This is a genomic window from Opitutus sp. GAS368, assembly GCF_900104925.1.
Taxonomy (GTDB): domain Bacteria; phylum Verrucomicrobiota; class Verrucomicrobiia; order Opitutales; family Opitutaceae; genus Lacunisphaera.
Genome location: NZ_LT629735.1, coordinates 2,084,726 through 2,108,986, shown reverse-complemented (window position 1 = coordinate 2,108,986; position 24,261 = coordinate 2,084,726). Strand labels below are relative to the sequence as shown.

20 protein-coding genes are annotated in these 24,261 nt (G+C 67.1%); 10 read left to right on the top strand and 10 right to left on the bottom strand.

Annotated features, from left to right (window positions below; translation table 11 throughout):
- The first annotated feature begins 50 nt into the window (after nt 1-50).
- The 4 genes from prpB (at nt 51) to BLU29_RS08995 (ending at nt 4,802) form a co-directional block, all read left to right on the top strand.
- Complete coding sequence (prpB, locus tag BLU29_RS09015) at nt 51-881, top strand: methylisocitrate lyase (protein WP_091056914.1); 831 nt, start codon at nt 51-53, stop codon at nt 879-881.
- A 6-nt stretch (nt 882-887) separates the two neighbouring features.
- On the top strand, nt 888-2,057 hold the full coding sequence (gene prpC / locus BLU29_RS09010) for a 2-methylcitrate synthase (RefSeq protein ID WP_091056913.1): 1,170 nt from the start codon (nt 888-890) through the stop codon (nt 2,055-2,057).
- 93 nt (nt 2,058-2,150) lie between these two features.
- Entirely contained in the window at nt 2,151-3,623 is a 1,473-nt protein-coding gene (locus BLU29_RS09005) for a bifunctional 2-methylcitrate dehydratase/aconitate hydratase (RefSeq protein WP_091056910.1), read from the top strand.
- A gap of 561 nt (nt 3,624-4,184) precedes the next feature.
- Nucleotides 4,185-4,802: an ORF6N domain-containing protein gene (locus BLU29_RS08995; protein ID WP_091056905.1), complete on the top strand. Its 618-nt coding sequence runs from the start codon at nt 4,185-4,187 to the stop codon at nt 4,800-4,802.
- Between the two features lie 112 nt (nt 4,803-4,914).
- On the opposite strand, the gene BLU29_RS08990 is transcribed toward BLU29_RS08995, so the two are convergent.
- The 5 genes from BLU29_RS08990 to BLU29_RS08970 form a co-directional block, all read right to left on the bottom strand.
- On the bottom strand, nt 4,915-5,307 hold the full coding sequence (locus tag BLU29_RS08990; protein ID WP_091056903.1) for a DUF488 domain-containing protein: 393 nt from the start codon (nt 5,305-5,307) through the stop codon (nt 4,915-4,917).
- A gap of 8 nt (nt 5,308-5,315) precedes the next feature.
- Nucleotides 5,316-5,795 carry a methylglyoxal synthase gene (locus tag BLU29_RS08985; protein ID WP_091056901.1) on the bottom strand — a complete coding sequence of 160 codons (480 nt, stop codon included), beginning with the start codon at nt 5,793-5,795 and terminating at the stop codon, nt 5,316-5,318.
- Nucleotides 5,796-5,826: 31 nt separating this feature from the next.
- Nucleotides 5,827-6,663 (bottom strand): cupin domain-containing protein, encoded by an 837-nt coding sequence (locus BLU29_RS08980; protein ID WP_091056899.1) that lies wholly within the window; start codon nt 6,661-6,663, stop codon nt 5,827-5,829.
- Between the two features lie 45 nt (nt 6,664-6,708).
- Nucleotides 6,709-8,055, bottom strand: a complete 1,347-nt coding sequence (locus tag BLU29_RS08975) for an aminotransferase class V-fold PLP-dependent enzyme (RefSeq protein WP_091056896.1) — start codon at nt 8,053-8,055, stop codon at nt 6,709-6,711.
- 112 nt (nt 8,056-8,167) lie between these two features.
- On the bottom strand, nt 8,168-8,578 hold the full coding sequence (locus tag BLU29_RS08970; protein WP_091056894.1) for a hypothetical protein: 411 nt from the start codon (nt 8,576-8,578) through the stop codon (nt 8,168-8,170).
- 146 nt (nt 8,579-8,724) lie between these two features.
- Here BLU29_RS08970 and BLU29_RS18685 point away from each other — a divergent pair, with 146 nt between their 5' ends.
- Nucleotides 8,725-8,856 carry a hypothetical protein gene (locus tag BLU29_RS18685; protein ID WP_255400912.1) on the top strand — a complete coding sequence of 44 codons (132 nt, stop codon included), beginning with the start codon at nt 8,725-8,727 and terminating at the stop codon, nt 8,854-8,856.
- 73 nt (nt 8,857-8,929) lie between these two features.
- Here the strand turns inward: BLU29_RS18685 and BLU29_RS08965 are convergent, their stop codons facing one another.
- A complete protein-coding gene (locus BLU29_RS08965; protein ID WP_157693747.1) occupies nt 8,930-10,027 on the bottom strand; it encodes a hypothetical protein in 1,098 nt (365 codons plus the stop codon).
- A 150-nt stretch (nt 10,028-10,177) separates the two neighbouring features.
- On the opposite strand from BLU29_RS08965, the gene asnS reads away from it, so the two are divergent.
- The 3 genes from asnS (at nt 10,178) to BLU29_RS08950 (ending at nt 14,906) form a co-directional block, all read left to right on the top strand.
- Nucleotides 10,178-11,578 (top strand): asparagine--tRNA ligase, encoded by a 1,401-nt coding sequence (asnS, locus tag BLU29_RS08960; RefSeq protein WP_091056890.1) that lies wholly within the window; start codon nt 10,178-10,180, stop codon nt 11,576-11,578.
- 275 nt (nt 11,579-11,853) lie between these two features.
- On the top strand, nt 11,854-13,071 hold the full coding sequence (locus BLU29_RS08955; protein WP_091056887.1) for a cobalamin-dependent protein: 1,218 nt from the start codon (nt 11,854-11,856) through the stop codon (nt 13,069-13,071).
- Nucleotides 13,068-14,906, top strand: a complete 1,839-nt coding sequence (locus tag BLU29_RS08950; protein WP_091056885.1) for a methylmalonyl-CoA mutase family protein — start codon at nt 13,068-13,070, stop codon at nt 14,904-14,906. Before BLU29_RS08955 ends, BLU29_RS08950 begins: the two co-directional genes overlap by 4 nt.
- Nucleotides 14,907-15,039: 133 nt before the next feature.
- On the opposite strand, the gene BLU29_RS08945 is transcribed toward BLU29_RS08950, so the two are convergent.
- Together BLU29_RS08945 and BLU29_RS08940 are read right to left on the bottom strand one after the other, a co-directional pair.
- Entirely contained in the window at nt 15,040-16,173 is a 1,134-nt protein-coding gene (locus tag BLU29_RS08945) for a hybrid sensor histidine kinase/response regulator (RefSeq protein WP_172830243.1), read from the bottom strand.
- 109 nt (nt 16,174-16,282) lie between these two features.
- Complete coding sequence (locus BLU29_RS08940; protein WP_091056880.1) at nt 16,283-16,822, bottom strand: hypothetical protein; 540 nt, start codon at nt 16,820-16,822, stop codon at nt 16,283-16,285.
- A gap of 182 nt (nt 16,823-17,004) precedes the next feature.
- Between BLU29_RS08940 and BLU29_RS08935 the strand changes: the two genes are divergently transcribed.
- Nucleotides 17,005-18,567, top strand: coding sequence for a response regulator (locus tag BLU29_RS08935; RefSeq protein WP_091056878.1), 1,563 nt, complete (start codon nt 17,005-17,007; stop codon nt 18,565-18,567).
- Nucleotides 18,568-18,600: 33 nt separating this feature from the next.
- Entirely contained in the window at nt 18,601-19,242 is a 642-nt protein-coding gene (locus BLU29_RS08930; RefSeq protein ID WP_091056875.1) for a response regulator transcription factor, read from the top strand.
- 8 nt (nt 19,243-19,250) lie between these two features.
- Here the strand turns inward: BLU29_RS08930 and BLU29_RS08925 are convergent, their stop codons facing one another.
- Together BLU29_RS08925 and BLU29_RS08920 are read right to left on the bottom strand one after the other, a co-directional pair.
- On the bottom strand, nt 19,251-20,933 hold the full coding sequence (locus BLU29_RS08925; RefSeq protein WP_172830242.1) for a transporter substrate-binding domain-containing protein: 1,683 nt from the start codon (nt 20,931-20,933) through the stop codon (nt 19,251-19,253).
- Between the two features lie 127 nt (nt 20,934-21,060).
- Complete coding sequence (locus BLU29_RS08920; protein ID WP_172830241.1) at nt 21,061-24,165, bottom strand: thiamine pyrophosphate-dependent enzyme; 3,105 nt, start codon at nt 24,163-24,165, stop codon at nt 21,061-21,063.
- Nucleotides 24,166-24,261: the final 96 nt, after the last annotated feature.

Genomic DNA, 24,261 nt, shown 5'->3' with positions numbered 1-24,261 from the left:
CGTAGCCTTGGCGAAGGCGGACGCGGCCCCAGCCCAACTATTCCTCACTGATGTCCCCCGGCAAAAAATTCCGCGAAGCCCTCCTGGCCGAAAAACCGCTCCAGATCGCCGGGGCCCTCAACGCCTATGCGGCCCTGCTGGCCCAACGCGCGGGGTTCCGGGCTCTCTATCTGTCCGGAGCCGGCGTGGCCAACCACAGCTACGGCCTGCCCGACACCGGCCAGACCGAGCTGGCCGATGTGCTCATCGACGCCCGCCGCATTGCCCAGCGGGTGGACCTGCCGCTGCTGGTTGACATCGACACCGGCTGGGACGATCCCGCCCGCGCCGTCCGCGAAATGGCCGCGGCCGGCGTCGCCGCCGTGCATATCGAGGACCAGGTCCCGGCCAAGCTCTGCGGTCATCTCCCGGGCAAGCACCTTGTGTCCACCGCCGAGATGGTCACGCGTGTGCAGTCCGCCGTTTCCGGCAAACCTGACCGCGACTTCGTCGTCATGGCGCGCACGGACGCCGCAGCCAACGAGGGCGTGCCGGCCACCATCGCCCGTGCCCAGGCCTACGTCGCCGCCGGGGCCGACATGATCTTCGCCGAGGCGCTGCGCTCGCTCGACGATTTCCGCGCCTTCACCGCCGCGGTGCCGGCCCCGGTGCTGGCCAACCTCACCGAGTTCGGCCAGACGCCCTATTTCACCCGCGACGAACTCCGCGCCGCGGGCCTCGCAATGGCGCTCTACCCGCTTTCCGCCTCGCGCGCCGCCGCCGCCGCCTCGCGCGAGGTTTACGCCGCCCTCCGCCAGGACGGCACCCAGAAGAACGTCGTCGGCCAGATGCAGACCCGCGCCGATCTCTACGACATTCTTGGCTATCAACCCCCGAAATAATCCACCATGTCCGACGACGCCCCCGCCCCCAAGGTCAAGAAATCCGTCGCGCTCTCCGGCGTCATCGCGGGCAACACCGCCATCTGCACCGTCGGCCACACCGGGAACGACCTCCATTACCGCGGCTACGACATCGCCGACGTGGCGGCGCACGCCACCTACGAGGAAGTCGCCTTCCTGCTCATCCACGAGCGCCTGCCCAACGCCGCCGAGCTGCACGCCTACCGCGAGAAACTGAAGAAACTCCGGGGCCTGCCCGTGCCACTGCGCGCCGTGCTCGAGCAGATCCCGGCCAGCGCCCACCCGATGGACGTCCTGCGCACCGGCTGTTCGATGCTCGGCAACCTCGAGCACGAGAAGCTCCCGTCGGCCGGCGCCGGCGCCGCCTCCGCCCCGGGCGCCCGCGACCTGGCCGACCGGCTGCTCGCCTGCTTCCCCTCGATGCTGCTCTACTGGCACCACTTCGCCCGCCACGGCAAACGCATCATGGTCGACATGGCGGACGATTCCATCGCCGCGCATTTCCTGCACCTGCTGCACCAGCGCCCGCCGACGGGCTCGCACGTCCGTGCGCTCGACCGCTCGCTCATCCTCTACGCCGAGCATGAGTTCAACGCCTCGACCTTCACCGCCCGCGTCATCGCCGGCACGGCCACGGACTTTCACTCGGCCATCACCGGCGCCATCGGCGCGCTGCGCGGCCCCAAACACGGCGGCGCCAACGAGGTCGCCTACGAGATCCAGCAGCGCTACAAGTCTCCCGACCAGGCCGAGGCCGACATCCGCGCACGCCTTGCCGCCAAGGAGATCGTCATCGGTTTCGGCCACCCGGTCTACACCGTCAGCGACCCGCGCAACGCCATCATCAAGCAGATCGCCCACCACCTCTGCGCCGAGACCGGCAACGTGAACCTCTTCCACATCGCCGAGCGGATCGAGACGCTCATGGGGAACGAGAAAAAGATGTTCCCCAACCTCGATTGGTTCAGCGCCGTGGCCTACCACGAGATGGGCGTGCCGACCGCCATGTTCACGCCGCTGTTCGTCGTGGCCCGCTCCGCCGGCTGGGCCGCGCACATCATCGAGCAGCGCATCGACGGCAAGATCATCCGCCCCGGCGCCAACTACACCGGCCCCGACCCCCGGCCCTTCCCGCCGCTCGCCCAAAGGGGTTAATTCAGCCGGCGACTCGCTCTCGTTCTCGTAATCTTTCTCGTCCTCGAGATGAGAGAATGATTACGAGTAAGAGAACGAGAACGATTCAGACCCATGTCCTCCCCCATTTCCAACGTCCGCCCCGCCCCGGATAAGCTCCTCGCCGACCTCGCCGACTACGCGCTCAGCGCGAAGCTCACGAGTGACGAGGCCTACGACACCGCCCGCTGGTGCCTCGCCGACACGCTCGCCTGCGGCATCATGGCCCTCGCCTACCCGGCCTGTACCAAGCTCCTCGGCCCCGTCGTCCCCGGCACCACCATCAAGAACGGCGCCCGCGTCCCGGGCACCAGCCACGAGCTCGATCCGGTGCAGGGCGCCTTCAACATCGGCGCCATCGTCCGCTGGCTCGATTTCAACGACACCTGGCTCGCCGCCGAGTGGGGCCACCCCTCCGACAACCTCGGCGCGATCCTCGCGACCGCCGACTGGCTCTCGCGCAACGCCGCCGCCGGCACGCCCGTCGCCGCCTTTGCCACCAAGCTCAACGCCCGCCCGCTCACGGTGAAGGACGTCCTCACCGCCATGATCAAGGCGCACGAGATCCAAGGCGTGCTCGCACTCGAGAATTCCTTCAACCGCGTCGGCCTCGACCACGTGCTGCTGGTCCGCATCGCCTCCACCGCCGTCACCGCCGCGATGCTCGGCGGCACGCGCGACCAGGTCATCAACGCCATCTCCCACGCCTGGCTCGACGGCTCCGCGCTGCGCACCTACCGCCACGCGCCCAACACCGGCTCGCGCAAGTCCTGGGCCGCGGGTGACGCCACCAGCCGCGCCGTGCGCCTCGCGCTCATCGCGCTGACGGACGAGATGGGCTACCCGTCCGTGCTCACCGCGAAGACCTGGGGCTTCCAGGATGTCTCCTTCAAGGGCAACCCCCTCAAGCTCGCCCGTCCGCTCGGCAGCTACGTGATGGAGCAGATTCTCTTCAAGATCTCCTTCCCCGCCGAGTTCCACGCCCAGACCGCTGTCGAATGTGCCATGAAGCTGCACCCGCTTGTCCAGGATCGCCTCGACGCGATCGAGCGCGTCGAATTGACCACCCACGAGTCGGCCATCCGCATCATCGACAAGTCCGGCCCGCTGAACAACCCGGCTGACCGCGACCACTGCCTGCAATACATGACGGCCATCGGGCTGATCTTCGGCGCGCTCACGGCGGACCACTACGAGGACAAGGTCGCCGCCGACCCGCGCATTGACGCCCTCCGCGCCAAGATGAAGGTCGCCGAGGACAAATCCTACTCGAAGGACTACCTCGACCCCGAGAAACGCTCCATCGCCAATGCGGTGCAGGTTTTTTTCCAGGACGGCTCAAAGACGGACCGCATCGAGGTCCACTTCCCCATCGGCCACCGCCGCCGCCGGAGCGAGGGAATCCCCGTCCTCCAGCAGAAGGCGCGCGACGCCTTCGCCGCCCACTACGGCAAGGCCAAGGCCGCGCAGCTCATGTCCCTCTTCGCCGACCGCACCAAGCTCGAGGCGATGCCGGCCCAAGAATTCGTTAGTGCATTCGTGAAGTAATTTTCGCTACCGCGAATCATTAGGGAATTTTTTCAAACCCGGTTTGTCATCCTGAGCGGAGCGAAGGATCCACGGCAACGAAGGCCATATCGCGAGCGAACGCATGGATTCTTCACTTCGTTCAGAATGACAGGAAACGGGTATTTGTTGGGTTTGAAACACTCCCTAATGGATCAGCTCCACGCCACGGATGCCTACGCCAAAATCCTTGCTGATCTAAAGGCTGCGCGTCTGTGCTGCGCAGAGTCGGGTTTTAGAACGGTCAGCAACCGCCTTGAGTTCTACGCGAGAGAAATTGCCCGACTTGTTGAGCTGGGACCCGAAGGCATCATGCGAGAATTTGACGGAGCTATTGCTGTCGGCCCGGCCCGGCATCTCCTGACATAGGGCTGTCAGCGGGCTGTGTTAACCTGCGGGATGATCGTCCTTGTGCTGATTCTGTCCGCGCTGTGCTTGCTGGTGTCGACCGACGCCAGCAAAACATCCGAGTAATCGTTGCTCTTCACGACCTTTACGCGGCCGGTGATTTCTGCATCGTTTCCGCCACGGGCCGCTCATTTTATGTGTGCCCGTCTGCGCAAATCTTCTGTCTCGAATGCTCCGTCCGCTCCGATCGCTTCCGTCGAGAGCGTTATCTACACCGTCCGCGGCGAGCGCGTGATCCTTGATGCAGAGTTGGCCAAGCTCTACGGCGTCCCGACGAAAGCCCTCAATCAGGCCGTCCGCCGCAACCGCCGGAAGTTCCCGCCAGATTTCCTGTTAGAGCTCACAAATGCGGAAGCCGCAAATCTGCAACGTCTCAGGTTCCAACAAGATACAATCTCAAGGTCACAAATTGTGACCTTGAAACACGGCAAAAATGTGAAGTTCCGGCCCTTCGCCTTCACGGAACACGGCGCCATCATGGCGGCCAATATCCTCAACAGCCCGCAGGCTGTCCAGATGAGCGTCTTTGTCGTGCGGGCGTTCGTGAAGATGCGCGGGCTGCTCACCGACACCCGCGAGCTGGCGAAGAAACTTGCCTCGTTGGAAAAGGAACTGACCTCGCGACTCGATTCGCACGAGACCGCGATCTTCGACGTGCTGCAGCGCATCATGCTCCTGCTCGATCCGCCGCCCGGACCCGACGCGCCGGCCAAGGAGATGGGATTTCACACCACGCTGAAAAAACGCCCGTGAGCATCCCCCGGTCGTTCGTAATCTAATAGACTACCAACGACGGGTGCTCCCGCCTCCGGTTTGTCATCCATTAGATGACATTCGCCAAAGGGGAGGGTGAATCTCAGACTGTTTAGCCGCCTTCCCGCGCGATCAGGTCTTGCAGCAGGAATCGGTGGCATTGCGTCGCGTGCTCGGCGCAGTGGCACAGGAGCGTGACGTTTTGCTTTTCGGCGAGCTTGGCAATCAGCCGCAGCGTGAACTTCTGCCCGTGGTTTTTGATCGTGGCATTGGCGGCGTCGGTCGCGGCCGGCGCGAAGAGTTCGTCACGGTAACGCCTGGCAAATTCCTTCCACGTGATCTTGCTGGCGAGGACCGACTTCAGCAGCCGTTCGCTCGGGCCGAGGTTCGCCATCCACACATCGTAGCGGTCCGCCGGCAGCCCGCGCCCGCGGAAACGCGCCACGAGCAGCCTCAGGCCGTCACCCGGCTCGATCGGTGAATGGACTGACTTGGTCTGCAACATCGCCCCGCTCAGCTTTTCGCCTTCACCTTCTTGTCCAGCCGCGCCTTGCGGTAGGCCTCGTAGTCCGGCACGCGGCGCTCATAGGCCGTGTTCAGCAGCGGAGACGAGATGATGAAGTCCGCGGTGGCGCGGTCGCACGCGGTGGGCACGTTCCAGACCACGGCCATGCGCAGCAGCGCCTTCACGTCGGGGTCATGCGGCTGCGGCTCGAGCGGGTCCCAGAAGAAAATCAGGAAGTCGATCTTGCCCTCGACGATCATGGCGCCGATCTGCTGGTCACCGCCCAGCGGGCCGCTGAGCAGCTTGTTCACCGGCAGGCCGAGCACACCCTCCATCATGGCGCCCGTCGTGCCGGTGGCCCAGATCTCATGCGTGCCGAGCGTGCCGCGGTTGAACTTGGCCCACTCGACGAGGTTCTGCTTCTGGCCGTCGTGGGCGACCAGGGCGATGCGCTTGCGCGCGGGCATGGCGATTTTGCGGTAGGTCATGGGCGGAGGCAGGATGGGATTGGAGGGACGGTCAGCCCTTGGTTGCCGGTTTCGGCGTGGCGTCGGTCACGATGCGCATCACATAGTAGGTTGCGGTCGTGGCGCCGGCGTTGCGCCAGCCGTGCTCCTCGTTGGAACCCGCGAGAATGATCGATCCCGGTCCGGCACGCGAGACGGTGCCGTTCATGGTCACCTCCAGCGTGCCTTCCTTCACGAGGACAATCTCCTCGTCGGGATGGTGGTGCGGGGCGTGCGGGGCTTCGCCGGGTTTCAGCGTGGTGACGTGGCACTCGAAGCTGGCCAGCGTGTTGGTCGGTGAGTTCACGACCTCGCGGCGCTCGCCGGTCTTGGTCGGCCTCACCTCGAGCTTCGCCCAGTCAAAGACAGACGAGGCCAGCTTGCCCGGCACGGCCGCGGCGGCCGCGCCCTGCTTCGGGGCGGACTTGGTCAGGCCCGACGTGAAATTGAACACGAAGTAGGTCGCCGGCGTGTCGCCGACGTTCTTCACGTTGTGAAAATCGTTCGCGGCGAAGAACAGCAGCGAACCGGCACCGGCGCGGGTCGTGACGCCGTTGATCGTCACGTCGAGCGTGCCTTCGCGCAGGATGATGATCTCCTCCTGCGGATGCTGGTGCGGCGGATGCGATATCCGGCCGGGCAGCAGCGTGGTGATGTGCGACTCGAAGCGTTCGAACGTGGCGGTCGGCGCAGCGGTGACATCGCGGCGTTCCCCGTTGCCGGTGGGCTTCGCCGCCAGGTCCTCGAACTTGAAAACCGCCGAGCCGCGCTTGGCGGCGGGCCCGGGCGTCTGGGCGGGGGCGATCGTCGCGAGACCGGCGGCCAGGAACAACAGGCGGGGTAGCTTCATAAGCCGGGCCAGTCTTCGCCGGACCCGGCGCCAAGGCAAGCCGCCTCAGACCCGGGCGGCCCGCAACATCGCGGCGACGCTTTGGTCCACGTCGGCCTCGGTCGTGGCCCAGGACGAGACGCTGATGCGCATGGCCGTGCGCCCCTGCCAGACCGTGATGCCCGCCCAGCAGGTCCCGTCATCCTGGATCGCCTGGATGACGCGCCTGGTCTTCTCGGCGTCGCCGAAGGCGACGAGCACCTGATTGAGCACGACGTCGTTGAGGATTTCGCAGCCGCCCGCTGATAGTTTTTCGGCAAAGCGCCGCGCTTGGGCGCAATTCCGGCCGACCATGTCCGCGAGGCCCGCGCGGCCGAGCGAGCGCAGCGCGGCCCAGACCTCGACACCGCGGGCGCGGCGCGACAGCTCCGGCGTGAAATCGCTCGGGTTGCGCTGCTCGGTCTGCGTCGGCAGGTATTCGGCGGTGATGGCCATGGCCGCCTGCAGCGCGTGCGGGTCGCGCACAAAGGCGAGGCCGCAGTCATAGGGCACATTGAGCCACTTGTGGGCGTCGGTCGCCCACGAGTCGGCCTCGCCCATCCCGGCCACCAGCTTCGCGCGGTCCGGCACGGCGGCAGCCCACAGGCCGAAGGCCCCGTCCACATGCACCCAAGCCCCGGCGGCGCGGGCCCGGGCGCAAATCTCGCCGATCGGGTCGACGGCCCCCGTGTTCACATTGCCGGCCTGCACGCAGACGATCGTCGGACCGCTGATCGCCGGCAACCGGTCGGCGCGCATGCGCCCCTGGTTGTCCACGGGCACCTTGATGACGCGGTTGCGGCCGAGTCCGAGCACACCGAGCGCCTTGGTGACCGACGGATGAACTTCGTCGCCGACGATCACCGTGATGGACGGCGCCCCGAACAGGCCGTCGGCCTCGACGTTCCAGCCCGCGCGCCGGAGCAGGGCGTGGCGCGCGGCGGCCAAAGCACTCAGGTTGGCGACGGTCGCCCCGGAAACAAAAGCCCCGGTCGCGGTCGCGGGCAGGTGCAGCACATCCAGCAGCCAGCGCAGGGCAACCTGCTCGAGATGCGCGGTGCCCGGCGAGGCGCGGTAAAGCACGGCGTTCTGGTCCCACGCGCCGGCGAGCCAGTTGGCACCCAGCGTGACGGGCAGCGCGCCGCCGATGACAAACCCGAAGAAGCGCGGCCCGGCCATGCCCATTGTCGCGGGCGAGCCGACTTCGTCCAACAACCGCAGCGTAGCCGCGGGATCAGTCGGCCCCGCCGGCAGGGGTTCATCAAAGGCCCCGAGCGCGGCCACCGCCGCATCCGAGGGCGTCACGGCGCGGGTCTGGATGTCCTGCAGGTAGCGGATGGCGCGCGCAGAGGCATCGGAAAGTATGGTTTCCATGCCGGCATCAAACCCGGGCGCACGATGGCGTCAACCGGCCGGGCGGCTGTCCTGGGGCAAAATCGCGCCAACTGCCCGCCCGGCATCGCGCGGTGCGGACTGTCGGTTTGGCTCAGGCCTGCCTGTTCATGGCCGCCGCGACCAGTCCCAGCAGGATCGTCGCGCCGCCACCGAAGAGCATCTGCTTCACGGCCAGCATCAGGCCCATGGGCTGCACGGCATAGTAGATCAGGAAACCGGGCACGCTGCTGGCCACCGCAAACCACAGGCCGAAACGCAGGCCCTGGCCCAGCCAGCCCTTGCCGGTTTCCCGGCCGCGCTGGTAGATGACGGTGACACCGGCGGCGAGGAACAAATGCGCGAGCAGCATCGCGGGGAAGTGCCGCTGCGCGTCGGCTTCCTGGCGCATGAGCGCCGGCTGTGCGGCGTAATCGTTCTTCAGCAGGAGACCGTGCACGCAGAAATCCAGGGTCATGGAGACAAGAAACAGGACGACGATCGAGATCACACACTGCTTGGTCATGGGAATGAGCGGGGTTGGGGTTGGCCGCCGGGTGGTGGCGGGCAGCCGAGGAATAAGCGCCATCCGCCCCCGAAACAAGTCCCTGGTGACGCCACTGGCGCCACAAACGTCATTGCTTTGCAGCAGGAATTCGCGCCGGCGGCCCTTTGCCCCGCAAAAAAACAGCGCGGGAAATCCCGGCGCCGGGCGTCAAAGCCGCGCGACTCCAGTGGTTTTACGCCCGGAGCGAATTCTACGACGGGCGCTACCTGCTCCACCCGGTCGGGATCGAGCGCTGATTTGCCGGGGAATCCGCCGGAGGACGGAATTCCCCGGACAAACCCCGGGCCGCGAGCACGCGGCAACGGGGCCTCAACGCGCGGCGATGCCGGCGGCGACCGCGGCCGCCTCGGGCGCCGTGCCGCGCGCGATGCTGGCCTGGGCCGCGATCACGGCATCGAGCGGCGGTTCAAGCAGCACGTGGAGCCTTTGCAGTTCCGCCGGCTTGAGTCCCTCGATCGTGAAATAGCTTCCATTGATCTTGCGCAGTTCCAACCCGACCAGGGCCGGGGTGCCCCCGGCCGAACCCCAGCCGTAGGTGCTCGTGAAGGTCTGCGGCCGCACGAACTGGATGTCCGTCCACGGAATGACCCGCAATGAATTGACAGAAGGGCCTAATGCCAGGCCGTCGCTGCGGAATTCCACGGTGCAGGACCGGCGGGCGCGCCACCATTTGCCCCCGGCGATGAAAGCGCCGAGCAGGCACATGATCGCGATCACGGGCGGCCAGTCCCCCTTTACCTCCAGCGCCTGCCCGGTGGCCACCGCCGCGACCGCGCCGACCAGGGCGAGCGGCACCAGCCAAAACGGGATGATGGTAAACCTGAACTGCAGGGGTTGCTGCCAGCGGAGGCGCTGGAGATCGGCCAATCTGGCCTCGGCGCGCTTCGTCCCGCGGAACACCTCGTCGATGTAATCGAGGATGCTGCGCTGGATGCGCGCGACATTCGGGCTGAACACATCCCAGCCGAAAGCCACCAGCCCCTGCTTGGTCTTGATGCGCAACTCCTGCACGATCGGGACGCCGTTCACGCGATGGGTGAACGTCTCGGTCTGGCCGAAATCGGCCCAGGAAATCGTGTAATCACGCATCCGGTAATACGGCAGGAAAAAGCCCGTGAAGCCCGTGCCGTGCCAGCACCGCAGCTTGACGCCCTCGGGGCTGAGCTGCAGGAACGGCGGGCGGAACAACGCATGGATGTTGCGGCAGCCGGCCAGGGCAAAACCGAGGGCCACCGCGCCAAAGCCCGCGGCGAAACCGAACTGGACCCCTTGGTCCTGCATCCTCTCATCGAGAAAGCCGAACTGGATCGCGGCAAAGCCGAGGAAAGCCGCCACGGTGAGGTGCAGCAGCCCTTTGACCACATGATTGATCACGGCGGGGCGAACGCTGCTGGCGGGGGAATTCATCAGGGTAACGCGCGCCAACTCAGTCGGCGCGCCGGCGAGCAGACGAAATTCCGCCCCGGCCTGCAATCCCAATACCAGCCCGGTCTCCGTCTATTTCAGGCTTCTGCCGTGGCGCCCGCCCGTGTAATCCGTGGGGACAAATATTCCCCCATGCTCCGCACCCTCGTCAAAGACGCCCTCCATGCCGCCGGCCCGGTCGATACCATTTTCCTGCAGGGCTGGGTCCGCACCCGGCGCGACGCCAAGGCCTTCTCGTTCATCGAGCTCAACGACGGCTCCTGCCTGAAGGGCCTGCAGGTCATCGTCGACACCACCCTGCCCGACTACGCGAACGTCGCGCATGCCAACACCGGCGCCTCGGTCGAGGTGCACGGCAAGCTCGTCGAGTCGAAGGGCCAGGGCCAGAAATGGGAGGTCGTCGCCACCGGCTTCAAGGTGCTGGGCGAGGCCGACGCCACCTACCCGCTCCAGAAGAAGGGCCACACGCTGGAGTTCCTGCGCGAGATCGCGCACCTTCGCCCGCGCTCGAACCTCTTCGGCGCCGTCTTCCGCGTGCGCAGCCGGCTCGCCTACGCCGTGCACCAGTTTTTCCAGGAGCGCGGCTTTTATTACGTCCACACGCCGATCATCACCGCCAGCGACGCCGAGGGCGCGGGCGACATGTTCCGCGTGACCACCCTCGACCTCGAGAACCCGCCGAAGCTCGAGGGCGGCAAGCAGGTGGACAACACGAAGGACTTCTTCGGCAAGAAAACCTTTCTCACCGTGTCCGGCCAGCTCGAGGGCGAGATCTTCGCCCACGCGCTCTCGAACGTCTACACCTTCGGGCCGACCTTCCGCGCAGAGAACTCCAACACCTCGCGCCACGCCGCCGAGTTTTGGATGATCGAGCCCGAGGTCGCGTTCTGCGACCTGGCGGGCAACATGGACCTGGCCGAGGCGTTCGTGAAGCACCTCATCCGCGACGCCAAGGAGCACTGCGCCGCCGACCTGGAGTTCTTCGCCAAGTTCGTCGACAAGGATCTGATGCCCCGCCTCGACTTCGTGCTCGAGAAGCCCTTCGTCCGCTGCAGCTACACCGAGGCGGTCGAGATCCTTGGGAAATCCGGCAAGACCTGGGAGCACCCCGTCGCGTGGGGCGCGAATCTCCAGGCCGAGCACGAACGCTACCTCACCGAGGAACATTTCAAGTGCCCGACGACGGTCTACAATTACCCGCGCGCGATCAAGGCGTTCTACATGCGCCAGAACGACGGCACGGCAGAGGGCCGCGAGACCGTGGCAGCGATGGACCTGCTGGTGCCCGGCATCGGCGAGATCATCGGCGGCAGCCAGCGCGAGGAGCGGCTCGACAAGCTCCGCGCCGGCATGGCCCTGCACCATCTCGACGAGAAGGCCTATTGGTGGTATCTCGATCTACGCCGCTACGGCAGCGTACCGCACGCGGGCTTCGGCCTCGGCTTCGAGCGCATGCTCATGTTCGTCACCGGCGTCGGCAACATCCGCGACGTCATCCCCTTTGCCCGCACCCCGGGCACAGCGGACTTCTGAGGCGCGGATTGCCCGGTAGGGGCGCTTGTCCTCAAGCATTCTTCCCAACCACGAGGGCCGTTGGGGGCAACGGCCCCTACCGCTATTCCGCGCGCAGCAGTTTCACGACGTCCACCTGGCCGGCCCGCCGCGCGGGCCGCCAGCACACTTCACCCGCCAAACAAGTCCGCTGGCGGTCATATCACTCTACGCCAAAAGGGCCAAAACTGCGCCTGCCGGGCGCCCCCGACCGCTCAGCGGTTGCACCCGGGCGGTTCTATCTTTCTCCTTGGCGCATGGCCGTCGCCAAATCCCCCGCCCCGCTGCGCATCCTGACCGCCGTCCCGGTCTGCGACGGCCATGACAGCGCGGTCACGACCATCAACATCGAGCTGGCCCGTCATGGCCTCGAGGTCATCTACCTCGGCTACCACCAGCCCGCCTCGGCCATCGTGCGCGCCGCCATCCAGGAAGACGTCAATGTCGTCGGGCTCAGCTCCTACAACGGCGGGCACATTGTCTTCTTCAAGGCCGTCGCCGATCAGCTCAAGCAGTCGGGCAATGGCGACATCCCGGTCTTCGGCGGTGGCGGCGGCACGATCACCCAGGCCGATGCCCGGGTGATGAAACGCCAGGGCACCGACCGCATCTATTTCGCCGGCACGCCGCTCGACAAGATGATGGCCGAGATCAAGCGCGCCTACGCCCGCGCCGCGAAGCCAAACGCCAAGTTCAAGGGCGACCGCGTTCTGGCGCGCGCGATTACGATTGCGGAAGGTGGAGCCCGACCTCCGGGCGGGCTTCCCCAACCTGCCCGGAGGTCAGGTTCCACCAAGAAATCCTTCGTCGTGGGTGTCGCCGGCCCCGGGGGCGCGGGCAAGTCCACGCTCATTGACGAACTGACTTCGCGCTTCCTGCGCGCCAACCCCACGGGCCGCATCGCCCTGCTCGCCAACGACCCGTCGCATCCCGATTCCGGCGGCGCCATCCTCGGCGACCGCGTCAGCGCCATTTACGCCCAGGACGACCGCGTTTTCTTCCGCTCGCTCGCCACGCGTGGCAGCCTCACGGGCTTGTCGGCCGCGGCGCCCGCCGCGATCGATATTCTTAAAGCCTCCGGCGAGTTCGATCTCATCCTTGTCGAGTCCGTCGGCGTCGGCCAGGAGAGCGACCCGTTCCGGATTTTCGGCCAAGGCCCGAAGCTCGTCGACGCCACGCTTTTCGTGCTCGCCCCGTATTACGGCGGCCTGATCCAGCTGCAGAAGATTGCCCTGCTCAACGGCGCCGACCTCGTCGCGCTCAACAAGTGCGACCATGCCATGGCCCACACGGCCAAGGCCGAGATCCAGGCCCGCCTCAACCAAAACGGCAAGGGCCAGACGCTCCACGCCACGACGGCCGCGAAGCATTTCGACCCGGGCGTGGATGCGCTCTTCGCCACCATCGCGAAGCTCGGCGACCTGCCCTTGTCCGCCGGCGGCGAGAAAGCCTGCCACCTGGAGGTTTCCTCATGAGCCAGCTCGGGAAAATCGCCGACTCGATCGACGCCTACAACGCCCACGTGGCCGCCGAGGTGGCCCGCGCCCGCACCGACGCCAAGTTTGCCGCCGAGCTCCGCGCGAAATGGGCTCAGCTGCGCGCCTCGGTCGAGATGACCCAGTCGCCCACCGGCACGCTCCTGCCACGCCTTGCCCTGCCCGACACCGACGAGCCCGGCGCCATCGCCGAGTATCTGCTCGGCCAGGGCTTCCCCGGCCAGTTTCCCTACGCCACCGCCGCTTACCGCGAGATGTATCTGGATCAGGGGGTGGAGCGCGCTGACCCCAGCGCGCTGCACACGTCCGCAGCGAAGCCGAAATCCCCGCGTGCCCGGATCAGCCCGCGCCACCCGCAAACCAACGGCAAGGTCAACGAGGAGCCGATGCGTCTCTTCGCCGGGCTCGGGCTCGCCGAGGACACCAACGCGCGCTTCAAATACCTCAACACGCACCAGAAGAGCCTGCGCCTCTCCACCGCGTTCGACGGCCCCACGCTCTACGGCCTCGACTCCGACCACGAGGGCGTGCTCGGCAAGGTCGGCGAGGGCGGCGTGGCCATCGACACCGTCGAGGACATGACGCGGCTGTTCGCCGGCTTCGACCTGACGCGCACCGACGCCTCGGTTTCGATGACGATGAACGCGCCCGCGCCGGTCATCCTCGCGATGTTCATCGCCGCCGCGAAGCGCCGTTTCGGCCCGGACTGCGTCGCCAATCTCCGTGGCACCATCCAGGCCGACATGCTCAAGGAAGTGCAGGCGCAGAACGAGGTCATTTTTCCCGTGGACGCCTCGCTCCGTTTCCTGTGCGACATGATCGAGTGGTGCGTGCCGAACATGCCGAAATGGTATCCCGTTTCCATCTCCGGCTACCACATCGCCGAGGCCGGGGCCACGCCGGTGCAGCAGGCGGCGTTCACGCTTTCCAACGGCTTCACTTACGCGGAGCTGCTCAAGGCGCGCGGCGCCGACGTCAACCAGTTCGGGCCGCGCCTCTCCTTCTTCTTGGACTGCGGCCTCGACGTCGAATACCTCGTGCTCGGCCGCGTCTGCCGCCGCATCTGGGCCATCGGCATGCGCGACGTCTTCGGCGCCAACGCCAAGGCGCAGGCCCTCAAGCTCCACACCCAAACCTCCGGCCGTTCGCTGATCGCCGCCGAGTTCCAGAACAACCTCACGCGTACGGCCGCCGAGCTGATGATCGCCTACATGAATTACACCAATTCATGCCACTCGAACTCCGCCGACGAGCCGTTCACCACGCCGACCGAGAAATACGCGCTGCTCGCCTCGCACGGCCAGTCCATCCTCCTCGAGGAATCCGGGATCTTCAAACACACCATGAACCTCTTCGGCGGCGCGCCGGGCCTGCTGATGCTTGAGCGCCAGGTGGAGAAGGCCATCCTCGATGTGTTCCGCGAGATGGACACGCTCGGCGGCGTCATCGCCGCGATGGAGCAGCGCTACCAGCGCAGCAAGATCCAGGAATCCGGCCACCGCATCGAGACGCAGATCTATTCCGGTGAGCGCCCCATCATCGGCCTCAACAAATATATTTCGCCCGAGCCGATGCCGAGCGTTCCCCTCGCCCGCACCCCGCCGCGCAAGCAGCGCCTGCAGGTCGAACGCCTCAAGGCCTTCAAGAAGAAGCACGCCAAGAAATCCCCGGAAGCCCTGCAGCGGCTGGAAAATGTCGCGCGTGGCGGCGGCAACGTCTTCGCTGAGCTCGTGCACACCGTTGAGGCCTGCTCACTGGGTCAGATCACCGCATGTTTGACCGGCGTGGTCGGAAAATTCCGGCCGATGGTGTGATTTGAGGAAGCAATCGCGAAAGCCCGGAAGAGCGAAAACACGGAGCTGGATTCGGATTCGATCAAGTCAGGCCGGAATTTCCGCGCTTTCGTCCTTTCGCGTTTCCGCGATCTCCTCCCCTTCCGCGGGCAGCTCAGTCCGCCAGCCGCAGTTCCAGGATGGCGCGGAGGCCCACGCCCTCGGGGCCGGCTTCCAGCGTCAGCGGCGCATGGTGCAACGCCGCGATGTGCACGGTGATGGCAAGGCCGAGCCCGAGGCCCTGCTGCTCGTGCTTGGCGCGGTCAAACTGCCGGAAGGCGGCGATCTGCCCGATCTCATCAAGCGTCATGCCGGGGCCGCGGTCCGTGATCTCGAGGCGATAGAGGCCGTCGGTGATCCGGCCCGTCACCATCACGGGCGTGCCCGCCGGGGAAAACTTGAAGGCGTTCTCGACGAGCTCGCACGCCGCGGCGCGGAGCCAGGCGGGGCTGATGCGGACGGCGGCGGGCGCACAGTTCAGGTGGAGGTCGGCGGAGCGGTTGAGCCGCTCGGCGACGCCGATCACCTCGTCCTCGATGCCCGCGCCGGCCTCCATGGCGGCGCCGGGATCGCTCCAGTTGGCCTCGCGGAGCTGCTGGAGTTGGAAATACTGCAGCAGTTTGCGGGCGAGGCCCTGCTGGCGCCGGGCGCTCTGGCTGATCGAGCGGGCCAGGTCGCGCAGGTCGGCCGGCGGGATGGAGCCGGCCTCCGACTCGAGCATGGCCGCGATGCCGAGGATGCCGTTGAGCGGCGTGAGCAGTTCATGCGCCCAGGGCGCCGCCATCTCCCGGTGGTATTCGTCGGTGTAGTGCTTCAACCGCTCGGAGAGGGTCTCGCGCTTGGCCAGCACGCCGGCAATGCTCTCGACCAGCTCGCGCGGCTCGAAGGGCTTGGTGATGTAATCGTCCGCGCCGAGCACCATGCCCTTGCGCTGGTCGGACCGGGCCGCGCGGGCGGTGAGAAAAATGAACGGGATCGAGCGCAGCTCCGGCTGCTGGCGCAGCGCCTCCAGCACCGCGTAGCCGTTGAGCCGGGGCATCTCGACGTCGCACAAGATCACATCCGGCTTCTCCGAGGCCAGCGCGAGCCCGGCCAGGCCGTCCGCCGCGGTCAGCACGCTGTGGCCGTCGGCCTCGAGACTCAGTTCGACGAGCGTGCGCCAGCGGGCGTCGTCCTCAATGACAAGCACCTTCCAAGTCTTGTGCTTGGCCGGTTCCACGCGAACGGGAGGAGTGCTTTGGGTGGTCATGCGGTCTGCCCGGGACGCGGCACCGTTCCGGGCGGAGGACATTTAATAGCCAGTTGTTGGCGTCAGTCGAGTCCTACTCACCCGACCACCTTATATCAGGTGGTTTAAATCAGGTGCGATCGCCCGTGTGAATCTTGCCCTTGGCCGCGAGGCGCTTGGTGGTCTCGGCCCGGAACGTGGAGTCAGCCGAGGCGAAGGCCTGCGTAATGACCCCGACAAAATTGTCGGCCGTGACGAGCTCGGCGTCCTCCTCGTCGTTGTTGACGCCCTGCACGAGGTAACCGCCGCGCGTCTCGCCGACGACGCTGTGTGCAACCCGGTGACCGTTGCTCTTGATGTAGACGACCGTCATGCCCTTCTTGATGTCGTCGTAATTGATTTCCTGGACGATCACGGCGGTGTTGGTGGCGTAAAGGGGCTCCATCGAGCCGCCGATGCCCCAGAGGGCCTTGGCGTGCGGCAGGGTGGCGGCGATCGCCTCGGCGGTCTTGAGCTGCGTGCCCTCGGCGACGAGCCGGGGCGCCGGTGTGCGCTCGATGATCGCGGCGAGCACGCGCTCGGACTTGATCCCCGCCTGTGCCACCAGCGCGCTGCCGGCGACCACGAGGGTCGTCAGGAGGAGGCGGGCGGTGCGGCGGTCGTTTTTCATGGGCTCAGTGTGCCCGAAACCGCCGCGCCCTCCCATCGGGCCACCCCCGTAAACCGGTCTGCGGGATTTCGCTGGGGGATTTTCCCGGACGGGACCAAGGTTTTTCTCGCCCCGGGGTTAAAATCGTGGCAATTAACCCTTTGCCCCCGTAGGGCCATGCGGGGCCGACCTCCTATCCGACCATGATGCGCGTGCTTTACGCCGAAGATGATCCGAACGTTGCCGCCGTGGTGCGGAGCTACTTCACGCACTTTGCGCCCGAGATCGACCTGGAGATTGTGCCCGACGGCCGCACCTGCCTCGCCCAGATGGCCCAGGCCCAGGGCGGATACAACGTGCTGCTGCTCGACCTCGTCCTGCCCGACATCAACGGCCTGCAGATCCTCGGGGAGCTCGCGCGGCGCGCCGATCCCACACCGGTGGTGATGGCCAGCGGTCTCGGGCAGACCGACCTCGCCGTGCGCGCCCTCCGCGCCGGCGCCGTGGACTGCGTGGACAAGACGTCGCCGCAATTTCACCAGATCGTGGACATTGTGAAGCGGGTCCACGCACGGCACCTGGAGGAAAAATTCACCCAACCCGCCGCGCCGCCGGCCGATCCGCCGCAGAAGCACCGCGTGCTGCTGGTCGAGGTCTCCACCGTCACCCGCCGCACCCTCGAGGATTTCTTCCGGGCCAACGCGCCGCAGATCGAGCTGACGGGCGACGCCACGCCGGCGGCCTTCGAGCGCATCCTTGCCGGTCACGCCGAGGCGGAGGCCGTGCTCATCGGCCCGACGCCGGGCGAGGCCAGCTCGCTCGACACGCTGCGGCGGCTGCGCTCGCACCGCGCGAAGCTGCCGGTCGTCGTCCTCGCCGCCCGCGGCGACGGCGAGACCGCCGTGGCCGCCTTCAAGCTCGGGGCGCAGGATTACATCCTGCACAAGCCCGACTACCTGGCCGACCTCGTGTTCTCGCTGAACAACATCCTGCGCCGCGCCGACACCGAGCGGAGCAACGAGCAGCTGACCCGCGAACTCGAGGCGCTCAACCGCTCCCTCGAGGCCCAGGTGCGCACCCGCACCGGCGAGCTCCAGGCCCTCTCGATGCGGCTCCTGCGCGTCCAGGAGGAGGAGCGTCGCACGATCGCCCGCGAACTGCACGACCACCTCGGTCAGTTGCTCACCGGCCTGCGGTTCCAGCTCGAGGCCGCGCACCGCGACGCACCGCCGGCGCTGCAGGGTCTGCTCCAGGAATCCCTCGGCGCCAGCGACGAGATCCTGCGCTACCTGCGGGAGATGACCCAACAGCTGCGCCCGCGCGTGCTCGACGACCTCGGCCTCGCCCCCGCCCTGGAGTGGCATGTCAACCTGTTCCAGCGCCAGACCGGCATCACCGTGGCGCTCGATGTCTCGCTGCCCCCGGGCCGCCTGCCCGGCGACCTGGAGACCGCCCTCTTCCGCGTGGTGCAGGAGGCGCTCACCAATGTCGCGCGGCACGCGGGGACCACCGCCGCCACCGTCACGCTCACGACCGGCGGCGCCCGACTGATCGTCGAGATCACCGACCGCGGCCGCGGCTTCGACATCGACGCCGTGCAGGCGCGCCGCGATTCGCTCGGCCTCACCGGCCTGTGCGAGCGCGTCATCCTCGCCGGCGGCCGGCCGGAAATCTTCTCGCGCGTCGGCCAGGGCACGCGCATTCATGCGGAGTTCCCGCTGGCCCCTTTGCCCGGCGACCGGCCGGGACAAACGCCGGGCCAGTAGCAACCGGCAACGACGTCCGCCTCCCATTCCCTCATGAACACCGTGATCCTGGCCGATGACCATGAAGTCGTGCGCCGCGGCGTGCGCAGCATCCTGGAGGCCGACGGCGGCTTCAAGGTGCTCGCCGAGGTCGCCGACGGCCTCAGCGCCGTGCAGGCGGTCGAGAAGTTCAAGCCCGCGCTGCTCTTCCTCGATCTCTCCATGCCCCGGTTGCACGGTCTCGAAGCCCTGCGCCAGGTGCGCACGGTCAGCCCGCACACCAAGGTGCTCGTCCTCTCGATGCATAACGACGAGCCCTACGTCATCGAGGCGCTGCGCGCCGGCGCGATGGCCTACATTTTGAAGGGCTCCGAATCCACCGAGATCGCCCGGGCCGTGGCGGAAGTCGTCGCCGGCCGGCGCTACCTGAGCGCGCCGCTGTCCGAGCGCGCCATCGCCGCGCTCACCAGCCGGACGCCCGACCAGGCCGACCCGCTCAACGGGCTCACGCCGCGCGAGCGGGAGGTGCTTTCGCTCGCCGCGGAGGGCCTGAGCACGACCGAGATGGCGGAGAAGCTCTTCATCAGCCCGCGCACCGCCGAGACGCACCGCACCAACCTGATGCAGAAACTCGGCCTGCAGTCGCAGACCGACCTGGTCCGCTTCGCCATCCGCAAGGGGCTGATCCAGCCGTAGGCCGGGGCTCAGCCCGGCGTCACCGGCGGATGCCGCGGCAGTTCGACGACAAAGAGCGCGCCGCCGCCCGCGGCGTCCTCGCTCCACACCCGGCCGTGGAGGGCGGCGACGACGCGCTGCGCGATCCACAGCCCGAGACCGGTCGATTTCTCGCCCCCGGTCGGCTTGGCGTCACCCAGGCCATATTGGGTGAAAACCTTGGCGCGCGCCTCCGGGCTGATGCCGGGCCCGTGGTCCCGCACCTGCACGCGCAGGCCGGTGCCGGTCCACCGCACCTCGACCTCGACGGCGGAGTCCCGCGGGGAAAATTTCACGGCATTCGAAACGAGGTTGTCCGCCACCTGGCGCAGTGCCGTGAGGTCGGACTGGATGGACATGGCCGGCTCTTGCGCCGTGAAGGTGAGCCGGATGGCCTTGCGGGTGGCCGGGGCCGTCAGGCTCTCCACCGCCTCGCGGAAAACGGCCGCCGCGTCCACCCGGGCCCAGCTGAAATTGCGGCGGCCGGTCTCGAGGACATTGGCGTCGACCAGGTCGTTGATGAGCCGCATCATTTGCTGGGCGGTGGCGCGCATCTGGTCGAGATTCCGGCGGGTGTCGTCCGCGCCCCGGCCGAGACGCAGGAGATCAATGCCCAGCGTGAGACCGGTCAGCGGATTGCGCAGGTCGTGGGTCACCGTGCGGAGCAGCTCGGATTTCTGTTCGCTGATCTCCGCGAGGCGGTCGTAAGCCTGCTCCAGCTCGGCCTGGATGCGACGGCGCTCGGCCAGCTCGCGGGCCAGCCGGCGGTTGTGCAGGAAGAGCAGCAGCAGCACGAACAGCACGCCGGCGGCCACCGCGGAGGCGATCTTGACGGCCCGGGACGACCACCGGTCGTCCTGCACGTCGACCGCCACCCAACGATTGGAAATCTCGTGCCGCTCCGCCGCGGAGATATCCGCCAGGGCCTTGTCGATGATCCCGGCCAGCACGGGCAGGTCCTTGCGCACCCCGAGGCGGATCTCGCTGGAGCCGGACATGCCGATCACGCTCCCGAGCCGGAGATTCGTCAGCCGCCGGGTCTTGACGAGGTAGGCGGCGTTCACCACGTCCGCCAGGGTCCCGTAGACCTCGCCCCGCGCCAGCCCGACCAGCGCCGCCTCGGTGGTCGGATATTCCACCGGAATGGCCGACGGGGCGGCATCGGCCAGCTCCGCCCGCAGAGTGTCGTAGCCGCGCACGATTCCGACCCGGCGGCCGTTGAGGTCGCTCAGGTCGAGGAGATGCGCCGTGTCGTCGCGCATGACGACGACATCCGGCGCGTAGCTGTAAGGCCGGCTGTAGATCAGGAAATTCTCGCGCTCCGGCAGGTAGCCGAGGCTCATCAGGACATCCACTTCGCCGGCCTTGAAGGCCGTCAGCACGTGCGGCCAGTCTTCGCGCACCTCGTTTTGGAAGCGCAGGCCGGTGCGGTGCGCAATGTGCGCCAGGTAATCGAGGTCGATGCCCACGAGATTGCCCTTCGCGTCCAGAAAGGCGTAGGGCGGATAGGTCGCATCCTGCCCGACCCGGACCACCGGATGTGCCGCGATCCAGGCCCGCTCCTCCTCCGTGAAGACCAAACCGCCCGTCTCCACCGGTTCGGCCGCGGCCAGCCGGAGCACCCTCAGGAGACCGAGGGCCAGGAACAGGGTTTTTCGGAGCAATTTCTTCAAGCGTAAACGTGCAGCTATTACGCACCGGCCCTGACCCGTCAATCGGTAGTTTGGTAAAATTACCCGCGGGAACGCCGGCATCAATCCGGCGCCGGTTGGGCATAAACCGCGACTTACCTAAAGTGGTTCAGCCCGGCAGCTTGAACCCTTCCATCAGGTTCTTCACCTCCTGCAGGAAGGCTGCGGCGCTCGCGCCGTTGACGACCTTGTGGTCGAAGGTGAGCGAAAGCGTGACGACCTCCGCGGGATGGATGACGCCGCCGTCATTGATCAACCGCTCGTGCGCGGAACCCACGAACAGCGTGCCCATGGCGGGCGGCACCACGATGGGCGTGGCGCTCTCGACGCCGAACGCGCCCAGGCTGGTCAGGTTCACCGGCGCCTGCACCTCGATGATCTTGCCGGCGCGCGTGTCCTCGACGGCCCGGTTGTAGGCCCCCACGAAATCGGCCCAGGCCAGTTTGTTCGCGTTGATGACCGGCGCGGTCGCGAGCCGGTCGCCCTCGAGCGCCACGGCCACGCCAAGCTCGAAGTCGGCCTGCTCGAGGATCGCGCCGTCCTTGTTGACGATGCAGCGGAAGGCCGCGTGCTTCTCCTGCGCCCGGACGACGCACCAGGCCATCATGGTCGAGGGCGACGCGGCGGCCTTGCCGTGCTGCTGTTTCGCCGCCTCGCGCGCGGCGCGCAACCCGTCCCAGCGGACATCCATCAGCATGTTGGCGGGGACAACGGCATCGAGACGCTTGGTGATGGCCGGATGCAAAGCGGGCGGGCGGACATTGCCTTTCATGGGAGCGGGTGTTGAGGAAATGACGGGAGCAGGCGCGGCGGATTTCGCGACGACGACGGCGGGCGCCGCGGGCCTGGTCGCGCCCTCGGTGGCGAGACTCGCGGTGCTCGCGGCATCGCCGGTGACGAGCGCGATCTCCTGGCCGATGAGCACGGTGTCATCGACCTTGATCTGCCAGGCCTTGAACCTGCCGGCGAACGACGCCTCGATCGGGTAGACCGCCTTGTCGGTCTCGACCTCGCAGAGCACGTCGTCATGCTTCACGGGATCTCCGGGCTTTTTGTTGAGTGCCACGACGCGGGCCGAGCGCAGGCCCTCGCCCATGATCGGCACGCGGACGATGATGTCGTTCGTGCCGGCGACCAAGGTGTTCTGCGGGGCGTGGGCGGCGGGAGCGGATGCGGTGGGAGGGGCTTGATGCCCCGACCTGTCGGAAGGTAAACCCCCTCCCGCATTTTCGCCGCGCGCCACGTTCACCGCCACCGTGCGCCAGATGGCGTCGAGGATGCGCGGCACGTCGGGCAGCGCGGCGTATTCGTAGATGGGGTTGTAGCCGATCATCACGTTGCCCTTGGAGACGAGCACCGGCGGGGCTTTCAACGCCGCCCACAGGTCGGGCTGGCTCATGATGTGCGTGATGATCATCTGGCCGACCGAGCAGTTCTCGGTGTCCTCCTGCACGATGACGAGGCGGCCGGTCTTGCGCACCGAGGCTTCGATCGTCGCCTTGTCCCACGGGACGATCGAGCGCAGGTCGATGAGATCGACCCCGACCTCGCCCTTCAGCCCGGCGATGGCCTCGAGGGCTTTCTCCATCGTGTTGCCCCAGGCGACCAGCGTGAGATCGTCGCCCTCGAGGCAGCGGCGCGCCACGCCCAGCGGGATGGAGACGACCGGGCTCGTGACCTCGCGCTCGGCCCAGAGCATGTGCTTGGGCACGAGGAAGAGCACGAGGTCCTCGGCGTGCATCGCGGTCCAGAGCAGACCGGCGGCGTCCTCCGGCGTGCTGGGGATGACGATGTTGATGCCGGGGAAATGCGCGAAGACCGATTCGTTGGCCTGCGAATGCCAGAGTCCGCCGCCCGGCAGGTAGGCGCCGTAGGGCGCGTAGATGACCGCCGGCACCTTCCACTCGCCGTTGGAACGCCAGCGCAGGTTGGCCAGGTTGGCCGTGAGCTGGTTGAAGCCGGGGTAGATGAAATCGATGAACTGGATCTCGAACACCGGGCGGCGGCCGTAGAGCGCCAGGCCGCCGGCGAGGCCGATGATGGTGGACTCGGCCAGCGGGGAATTGAACACCTGGCCGGGAAAATCCGTCGTGAGCTTCTGCGTCAGCCGGAACACGCCACCCTTCGGGTCCTCGACGTCCTCGCCGAAGATGATGCGGCCCGGGTCGGCGTCGAGTCCGGCGCGCAGCGTGCGGTTGATCAGGTCGCCCATGCGGTATTTGCCGGGCTTGAACAGCTCCTCGTGCAGGTCGGGCGAAGGTCCGAGGGTCTCGAGGAACAGCTCGTCGGCCCGCGGGTTCTCGGCCGTCTCGGCGGCGGCGTAATCCTGGCGCACCTTTTCCTTCAGCTCGGTCTCGAGCGCCGCATAATCCTTCTCGGTCAGCTCGCCGTGCTTGATCATCCGGTCCTTCAGGTGGCGGATGGGGTCGGCCTGCTCGAGTGCGGCGAGGTCCTCCTTCGAGCGGTAGAGGGCATGGTCGTCCGAACTGGTGTGGCTGGAGAGCCGCTCGACCTTCACCCAGAAGAGCACCGGCCCCTGCCCCGCCCGCAGGCCGGCTATCGCCTGTTGGGCCGCGGCGTGGACCACCTCGGGGTCGCGGCCGTCGATGACCTGCCATTGCGCCTTGTTGATGACCCCGAGCGCCAGCGGGTTGTTCGCCTTGGTCGGGGTCGAGATGCCGTAGCCGTTGTCCTCGACGATGAGCAGCAGCGGCAGCTTCTTCTCCAGCGCGAAGCTGACGGCCTCGTAGAAATCGCCCTGGCGCGACGCGGCGTCGCCGATGGTGGTGACGACCACGCCGTCCTTCTGGTCGAGTTGCAGGCCCCAGGCGATGCCACAGGCCGGCAGCAGCTGCGAGCCCGTGGGCGTGGGCACGCTGACGATGTTGTGTTCGCGCGAACAAAAATGCGACGGCATCATGCGGCCGCGCGAGGCCGAGTCGCGCTTGGCGAAATATTCCAGCGCGAGGTAGCGCGTGGTCAGCCCGCGGCCCATGCACAGGCCGCGGTCGCGGTAATACGGCACGATGAAATCGCTGTCGCGCAGCTGGGCGCCGATGGCGGCCAGCGCCTCGTGGCCGCGGCCGGAGACGTGGAAATGGCCCTTGCCCTGCCGGTTCAGGCTTTCCTCGCGCAGGTCGCCGTGCCGGCTTTCCAGCATCGTCAGCAGCAGATGACGCTTCTGTTCTTTGTTCAGGGTGGCGGCGGTGGCCATGGGGAATGCCGGGAAATTTCCCGCCAAAGCGGACGCCCTGCAACGCATTAATCAGCGGGGTGCCGCCCGGGCCGGGTTTTAATCCCTTTGGCTGAG